The sequence below is a fragment of the Microcystis sp. M179S2 genome (assembly GCF_020245805.1).
GTDB lineage: Bacteria > Cyanobacteriota > Cyanobacteriia > Cyanobacteriales > Microcystaceae > Microcystis > Microcystis aeruginosa.
Map to the genome: position 1 here is coordinate 1 of NZ_JADBUE010000235.1, position 8,144 is coordinate 8,144.

Here is an 8,144-nt window from a genome sequence, read left to right on the forward strand (position 1 = left end):
AACATAGCAAAATTATAGATGATTTCCTGACCTAAGATCACATTTTATTCTTTTTTCCACTTCAATCTAAGAATTGAGAAAAAAGCAAAACCCTCCATTATACCATAAAAAAATTATGCAAGAGGTCTATTGATTAGTTGGCGTGTGAGTGTTGAAGTTAACAATCTTTTAAAATCAGAAGATAGGGAGGTATTTATGGCTTTATCTCAATCTTATTTAGAGTGGAAAGAGGCGACTAAACGAGAAGGACTTCAACAAGGACTTCAACAAGGACTTCAACAAGGACAACGACAAATTATTGAAAATTTAATGCAAGTGAGGTTTGGGGAATTGGATGAGTCTTTGATAAAAGTTATTGATGAGTTGCTTAAGTTATCACCGATGGAGTCTAGTCGTTTATTATTGGAGTCTTCACGGGAAGATTTAATCAGACGATTCCTCTCTGAATAAATTAATTATATCTGGACTTGGTTCAAAAAACGACTGAATTGATAACAGGGGCAATATGGAAGAATTGTTAGAATTAAAGGATTTACTTTTAGTAGGAAATGTTCCCGATGCCTTGCTCCTGGTAGAGGAAATGACAGAAATGAGCAAGGATGATAAGCTCAATAAGATTTTTAGCTTTAGTATTATTGTCTTATTACATCTGATTAAACAGCAAGCAGAAAAACTCAGTACACGCTCATGGGAAACCTCTATTTCTAATTCTGTTAGACAGATTCAACGCATTAATAAACGACGTAAAACTGGAGGAAATTATCTAACAATAGAAGAATTAAAAGAAACCTTAGATGATGCTTATTCTTCCGCTTTAAGACAAGGGGCATTAGAAGCTTTTGAAGGTATATATAAACCCGAAGAAATTGAAGCTATGATCGATAAAAATAAAATTATTAATCAAGCAATGGGGTTGATTTTAGGATAGGAGAACTGCACAGAATAATCAGATAGCTAATTAAACCAGTTCAAAATTTTGTTCCAAATAGATGATACAGATGTTGTAAGTTTCTTCCAAATATTATCAAATTTATCCCAAATGTTTTCATCTGGAATAGGTACTGGTGCTTCTTTTCGAGGTTGTTGATGGAGTTTATCCCAATCTGTTGGAGGTGGTGTTTTACCCGTGTCAAATTTATCCCAAGCACTTGATGAATTGGTTTCAAGTTTTGTCCAGGGATCTGAAGATGTTGTATTTTTTGGACTGGTTTGAGTTTGAACTCCGTTAGGGGAGAAAGTCCATCCTTGACTTGAGGGAGGAGGGTATGGGGATGGAGTAGAATTATTAGATGTAAAACCCCAATTAGTAGGATTATTAACTACAGGAACAGGTGAAGTAACGATTGGAATAGGGTTAGTAGGAGGCACAAAACTCCATTTAGCTCCTGTGTAATTGTTGACTAAATTTTCAAGAGGTTGTAGGTTTTCAATATTTGATTGTTGACAAAATTTCTCTAATTCTTGGATAAAATACACAATCTCAGGAGAAAGATTTTTAAGTTCTTTGAAAATCTTGGATGAATTAGGTTTAATTAGGTCTTTTTCGGAAAATATTAGTCTTTCTTCTTGTTGTATTTGTTGCCAATAGTTGGGATTTTCTGATAGAACAAGCAATGATAAATAAATCACTATTTCTGAGAAGTAGTCAGCTTTTGGACTTAATTTAGATAACTTATTTCTGTTAGGATGTTGATAACCGGGGAGTCCGTTAATATTGTCGGTTGCGTTGCTTAATTGAGGAACATATAAACTATCATAGTCAATTAAACATAGATCACCATTTTTACGCACTATAATATTACCGTGTTGTAAGTCTCCATGAGAAATATTATTTTGATGGAGAATTTTAACCATTTCTAAGAATTTTTCGGCAAAGTTACGGATAGAAGTCGGGTTATTAATATTATTAGATATAAAGTCTTTAAAGCTAATACCATCAACCCATTCCATTCTAATAATGGGAAATCTTTGTCCATTGACTAAAATTCCTTGTTCTTGGTAAGCAAAATCAACAAAATAAGGAAGTTGAACTGTTTTAAGATAGGCATCAATCGCCTTATAACGAATTTTTAGATCCCCTAAATCTTCTATCCAACATTTAAGGGCATATTTTTTAGGATTAGTTTGAATTTCATAAACAACGGCTTTTCCGCCATTATGAGACAGTAAAAAGTTCTGATTTTGCTTTTGCTTAACAGGCTTTCCTTGTTGTAAAATACCATCGTATATAAATCTATCAGGGTATTTTACGAATGTTTCATAGTCAGTTCTGGACGGATATTTCATTTTTTTACATACCCCACAAATGTAAATTTAGACCAATTGGGAAGGGAATCAAATTCAAGTTTTTTAAACTTTGATGGTTCACTTAATTGTCCAAAAACATACCCTTCTGATCCACTAGGAAAGATTCTCAGATTTGTCTTAGGAAAGATTCTCAGATTTGTCTTGGGTTTTATTTCTATTTCATCCCTTGCACAAGTATAACATTCATTCAAGATTGCTTGATTAGCATAAAGATCAATCTGAAATTTAATCCATTCCTCTCCTTCTTCTAAAATTAAAACCTGAGATGAGTCAGATAAAGCAGGAATAATAATTTCTTGAAAAGTTTGATCTTTGTAGATTTTAGTTCCTTTTTCAAGGTTCCTATATTTAGGTTCATATTTAGTGACTTGACTAGATGAATTTGAATTGCTTGATTGTTCAGTTTTTATACTATTTATTATGGTCGCAGTGGAGAGTATAGTTAAGATTATATTTACAGGAATAAAAACAAGGAGAAGATTACGGATTTCCTTAATACGGCTTCCCTTAATTACGGGGTCTTTCGTCTGTTGAGAAGCTGAACTCGTCGAATCGCGGGGCGTCATGGGTAAAGATGGCAGAGGTTGTAATAATGTTTGTAGATTGGAGCTTATTTTGGCAAAACAAGAAGTATCTTGTAACTTTTGATCACGAGTATTGTCTTCAGGTTTTTCTTCTACGTTTGAATAATTGTTTTCATCCTCTTTAGGAAACTGTTCAGTTTCATAACTTAAAGGTGAAACGATAGGAGGATTTCCTTCATTTTCTTTTATGGGTTGTGTAGACGAACTGGGAATTTCACGATCCCTGACTTCTAAAATCATTAAAGTGACATCATCATTTTTCATTTTTATTGTGTCATCATGTCTAGCAGATTTTACAAAATTCTCAAACTCCTGTTCTGAATTAATTTTAAGTAAAGTTGTTAAAATCTCTCTATCTCTTTGCTGTTCTGTATATTTAAAAATATATTCAGCTAGAGCGTCAGTTGCTAGTAGAAAATAAAGCTTATCTGAATGTTGTTTGTATTTTAATGGGATGTCTAAAAATTCTGGCTTATAATCATTATTATTTTTATGGTAACTTCCAAAATATCCAGGTCGATTATTAAAATCCGCTGATTTTTGCAATAAATAGGTTTTAATTAATTTATCTCCCTGAAAAATAAACAGACAGCTATCGCCAACAATAGATACTTTGGCTTGATTTTCAATAAATTGTAACCCAATAAAGGTAGATGTTGCTGGTTGAAAACCATTCAAACCATTGTAAATCTCAATCCAGGCAAAATTATTACCGCTTTTTGCTTTTTGTAATTCTGCTTTAACTTCTTCTAACCATTGTTCCTGAATTGGTTTAAGCCATTCTTGCCAATTGTTTTTATCAATCTGGGGATTTTTCCAAAAATAATCAACAAGAAGTTTTGACCATATACTTGAGTAAAATGATTGAGTTGCACCATCGGCGATCGCAAAACAATTCTTAGCTTCATTACAGCTAAAATTATCTTGACAACCGCTAATGGTTTCCATCTCTTTATGAGTTCTATGACTGAACCGACGGATGACTGAAACTTTATGATCAGATTGCATAATTAATGACAATAACTTTAGCGTAATGCTCCTTGAGAACCAAATTGAAGAAGTTTAATCAGTGCTTCAGCATCAGCATTAAAGATAAAACCTCTGGCATTAGGTTGAACATTAAAACCCGCATTTTTGGCACTCTCAGCAAGAGGCTCAGGAAGCACACTGGAAATATCAAACAAAAAGTTAGCAAATTTATTACTGCTAAAACCAGCATTGTCACTAGGTAACTCTATTTTCCCTGCTGATGCGTTAGAAATATGAGCATTCAAAACAATCACGTTACCGTCACTTGTTTTAAGTTGTGCTAGTTTTTTCGCTTCAGTAGTAGCAGCATTAGAATCATTAGGTTCTCCATCGGTTATATTAATAACAACGGGTGGAAAGCTATCGGGATGATTAGAAATAAATTTTTCTACCCCAGTATAAGCCTGTTTAAAGGCTTCAGCCATTGGTGTTCCATTACTTGCAGTCGGTTTCACAAACACTCGCATTACTTCATCCACTTCAACCAACCCACCTGCACCATCAGAGACTTTTCTCTTAAGGGTTGTTGTATCGGGATTTTTAGCCAACTCTGAGGCTTTATGTAGAAATAGTACATTAATACTTGCTCCATAGCCAACCGCCGCCACAAAACATCTGTCTTTAATCTCATTACCCGATGAACAAGCTGTAATAATTTCTCCGATGACTCGATTAACGGCTTTTGCGGCAAACTCTGCTTTATTTAAATTGGTGTATTTATCTGACATTGAAGCTGACTGATCAATCATAATCAGGATAAATCCAGGCTTGGCGCTACTCAGTTGTTCTTGATACATAACTTAAAGATTACTTCATTGATTTTTGAAAGGGAAAAGATGATCATGTCACCGCAAAATGGGCTATGATGACAATCTAGCAAGCAAATAGGACTAATTAGCTTGATTTACCTAACATCTCAGTATTGTAGCGTTTGATTTTAGTACAAAAGTAGGCTTTGGTACACAATTTATAGGTAGGTTATGGTACAGTCTTAGTTCCGTTTGGTATAATATATTGGATTAACCCTCTAATTTTTTAACCAGAAATGAATAATATTGACCAAGTTTTGCAATATGTTGATGATTTAATGTTTGAGAAAGTGGCGTCTCATCTGACACCAGTACAAGAAGCAATCTTGACAGGGGTTTGGCAAGGTCAAAAATATTGGCAAATTGCTCAATCTTTTAATGGTTGTAGTGAATCTCATATTAAAAAAGAGGCTGCTAACTTATGGAAAAAGTTGGGTAAGGTATTAGACGAAGATGTTAATAAAGATAATTTACGATCCAAGTTAGAAAGAAAATATCGGGTTTCTCAAGCTTATCATTCGGGGAATTGTTTGTTACAAATTGATAACATCAATATTGGTGGTCAAATTATTCAAACGACTAATGATAACCAAAACCGATCATATTCTTTACATAATAATAAATCTCCCATGATTGACTTAACAAAAGCCCCTGAATTAAGGTATAACTGTGGACGTAAGTTAGAAATATCAACCTTAAAAGAATGGCTAGATAATAAAACTCGATTAATTACCATTTATGGGTTAACCGGAATTGGAAAAACAGCTTTAACCCTTAAATTAGTTTCAGAAATTGCCCCACAATTTGATTATATTATTTATCGCAGTCTGGAAAATATTCCTCAATTAATCGCTCTCAAAGATGATCTAAAACAGTTTTTCAGCCAATCTCTATCAACCCCCTTACCCGATATAATAGATTATCTAAGCTCCTATCGTTGTTTAATTATTCTTGATGATGTACAGAATATTTTTAAACTGGGGGAATTAGCAGGTAAATATTTAAACGACTGTCAGGATTATCATAAATTTTTTCATCAAATTGCTACCACATCTCATCAAAGTTGTTTGATTTTAATTAGTTGGGAACTTCCCAGAGATTTTGTCACCTTAAAATCCGATAAAATTAAAACTTTATACCTGCAAGGTTTAACAACAGAATTTGAAGAAATCTTCAAAGAATACGGTTTAAAAAATGAGGAGAAATGGACGGAACTGAGCGAACTTTATCAAGGTCATCCTAACTGGTTAAATATCATCTCCTCAACTATTATTGAGCTATTTGATGGGGAAGTATCCTTATTTTTAGAACAAATGAACAATGAAATTTATTTAGGGGATATAGAAAACTCGATCGAATGTCATTTACAGCGTTTATCCGCAACAGAAAAAAAGGTGATACACTGGTTAGCTAATCAAACTGAAGCGGTAGAAAAGTTTCCCAAAACTGCTAGTCTTGACTTATCTACTTCTGAATTTTGGGCAACTATTCAGTCATTAATGAGACGCTGTTTACTGGATAAATTACCATCAGAAACCTCGTCCTATTTTCCTATTAATCCTGTCTTTAAATCTTATCTTAAAAGAAATCCTAACGATTAGGATTATCTCTTTACAAATAGACGCGATCGCCTTTTTACCTTTAACTATTTTGTAAGACTTGTAAGAATAAATTTGGGGACAAAATTTGTGTATGATGATAATGCTTTAGCGGTAAAATGTGTTTTTTATCTAAAGAAACTAGATAATCAGCACCTATTTCGTAAGCGGCTGCCAAAAACATATTATCATTTGGATCAACCTGATCGAGTAGCGTTGCTTGATAAATGCCTTGAATTTTGATAGCAGTATAAAAAATAGCCCTTAAAATATCCTTAATATCATTTCTGTCAATATTTTTCACTAATAGTTTTTCGACCAATTCCTCCAATAATTGAGGAGAAATAACTAACTTAAATCTATCCTCCCGCCAATAACGAATAATTTGACAAGGCGCACTGTTAGGATTTTTACTTAACAAAGCTGAAAGAAAAACCGAAGTATCAAGAATAACAAGAGGTGAATCTTGAGCAAACATCATAGTAAATCAGATTCTTCTAAGTTTCCTGAAATTCTCACACAAGCGTCATCAAATTTTTGCCAAACTTCATGATAACAATTATCGGGCATATTTTGAACCTCATTTAATGTTTCCATAATCAAATCTTTGACCTGTTTTCTATTTACATTTTCTTTGAAACCTTCTAAATGCTTGTGTAACTGCTCTAATAACCATTGTTTATCTTCAACCGAAAAATCTCGTAACTTTTGTTCCAGTTCAATAATTTGAGGGGATATCATAAAATTAACTCCTGACCAAGATTAGTTTAGTTTAATGATAACAAAAGCTTCAAATTTAAAGCTTTAACTAAAGATTACCTTGTTATAAATATCTGCTATCTCCACCTCAACCCGCAAAGAGTTTAAATGAATTATCCTATCAGATTCATAAGCTGTAAACACCCAGCAATCGCCTTCCTTTTGAAAATGTTCAATATAAAGTCTTTCCTGCGAAATCAATAAATATTCCTGAAAGGTTGCAATGGTTCGATAAGCGGCAAACTTTTCTTCTCTGTCGTAACTTGCCGTTGCAGCAGACAAAACCTCAGCGATTAAAACAGGATTAATTAAAGTATCTTTGCGTCCTTCTTGATAAATAAGAGGTTCAGGCATCACCATAATATCAGGATAGGTAGCTATTTGACGCTCAGGTATCCATAAACGTTGATCGGTGACAAAAACGGCATAGGGTTGATTCTTTAGTCCAGTATATAAAGCCACTAATAAATTACTGATAATGCGGTTATGAGTCGGTGTCCCTCCTGTCATAGCAATAATTTTTCCATCCAGATATTCATGACGAGTTTGGGATTGTATTTCCCGCTCAAAATATTGACTAAGAGTATATTTTCCAGTGAGAGCGGTCATAATCATGATTGTTTGAGAATAAGCATTTTGCAGCGTTTTTCATTGTTCCCCAATTCTAACAACAAAAAAGCACCCCCTTGCGGGAGTGCCTTTTCATTCAGACTAGGAATTAACCATTGATAGCGGGAGCAGTCAGAGCTACAGGAGCCTGTTCACCACTAGCCAAGTCTAAGGGGAAGTTGTGTGCATTACGCTCGTGCATTACTTCCATACCGATACCAGCGCGGTTTAACACATCGGCCCAAGTACCAATTACACGACCTTGAGAATCGAGAATCGACTGGTTGAAGTTGAAACCGTTGAGGTTAAACGCCATGGTGCTAACACCCATTGCCGTAAACCAGATACCGATTACCGGCCATGCACCTAAGAAGAAGTGCAGAGAACGGCTATTGTTGAAAGAAGCGTATTGGAAGATTAAACGTCCGAAGTAACCGTGAGCGGCAACG

The 8,144-nt window shown here is 34.3% G+C and carries 8 protein-coding genes and 2 pseudogenes; 3 read left to right on the top strand and 7 right to left on the bottom strand.

Annotated elements, in window-relative coordinates; all coding sequences use genetic code 11:
- Nucleotides 1-126: 126 nt before the first annotated feature.
- Both IM500_RS14540 and IM500_RS14545 read left to right on the top strand, forming a co-directional pair.
- Nucleotides 127-450, top strand: a pseudogene (locus IM500_RS14540) (hypothetical protein); the annotation flags it as partial.
- Nucleotides 451-505: 55 nt separating this feature from the next.
- Nucleotides 506-928, top strand: a complete 423-nt coding sequence (locus tag IM500_RS14545) for a DUF29 family protein (protein ID WP_190723822.1) — start codon at nucleotides 506-508, stop codon at nucleotides 926-928.
- A 26-nt stretch (nucleotides 929-954) separates the two neighbouring features.
- On the opposite strand, the gene IM500_RS14550 is transcribed toward IM500_RS14545, so the two are convergent.
- From IM500_RS14550 to IM500_RS14560, 3 genes are read right to left on the bottom strand one after another with little or no spacing between them, the layout of a single operon-like run.
- On the bottom strand, nucleotides 955-2,286 hold the full coding sequence (locus IM500_RS14550; RefSeq protein WP_190723823.1) for a protein kinase domain-containing protein: 1,332 nt from the start codon (nucleotides 2,284-2,286) through the stop codon (nucleotides 955-957).
- The gene (locus tag IM500_RS14555) at nucleotides 2,283-3,899 is read right to left on the bottom strand and encodes a protein phosphatase 2C family protein (RefSeq protein ID WP_190723824.1); all 1,617 of its coding nucleotides are present in this window, start codon (nucleotides 3,897-3,899) and stop codon (nucleotides 2,283-2,285) included. Before IM500_RS14555 ends, IM500_RS14550 begins: the two co-directional genes overlap by 4 nt.
- A gap of 17 nt (nucleotides 3,900-3,916) precedes the next feature.
- On the bottom strand, nucleotides 3,917-4,717 hold the full coding sequence (locus IM500_RS14560) for a vWA domain-containing protein (protein ID WP_190723825.1): 801 nt from the start codon (nucleotides 4,715-4,717) through the stop codon (nucleotides 3,917-3,919).
- Nucleotides 4,718-4,965: 248 nt separating this feature from the next.
- On the opposite strand from IM500_RS14560, the gene IM500_RS14565 reads away from it, so the two are divergent.
- On the top strand, nucleotides 4,966-6,330 hold the full coding sequence (locus tag IM500_RS14565) for a helix-turn-helix domain-containing protein (protein WP_287738783.1): 1,365 nt from the start codon (nucleotides 4,966-4,968) through the stop codon (nucleotides 6,328-6,330).
- Nucleotides 6,331-6,370: 40 nt separating this feature from the next.
- On the opposite strand, the gene IM500_RS14570 is transcribed toward IM500_RS14565, so the two are convergent.
- From IM500_RS14570 to IM500_RS14585, 4 genes and pseudogenes are all read right to left on the bottom strand, one after another.
- Complete coding sequence (locus IM500_RS14570; protein WP_104395858.1) at nucleotides 6,371-6,808, bottom strand: putative toxin-antitoxin system toxin component, PIN family; 438 nt, start codon at nucleotides 6,806-6,808, stop codon at nucleotides 6,371-6,373.
- Complete coding sequence (locus tag IM500_RS14575; protein ID WP_149988396.1) at nucleotides 6,805-7,068, bottom strand: hypothetical protein; 264 nt, start codon at nucleotides 7,066-7,068, stop codon at nucleotides 6,805-6,807. The genes IM500_RS14570 and IM500_RS14575 overlap by 4 nt, the downstream gene beginning before the upstream one ends.
- Nucleotides 7,069-7,131: 63 nt before the next feature.
- Complete coding sequence (locus IM500_RS14580; RefSeq protein ID WP_190723846.1) at nucleotides 7,132-7,695, bottom strand: Uma2 family endonuclease; 564 nt, start codon at nucleotides 7,693-7,695, stop codon at nucleotides 7,132-7,134.
- Between the two features lie 109 nt (nucleotides 7,696-7,804).
- Nucleotides 7,805-8,144, bottom strand: a pseudogene (locus tag IM500_RS14585) (photosystem II q(b) protein); the annotation flags it as partial.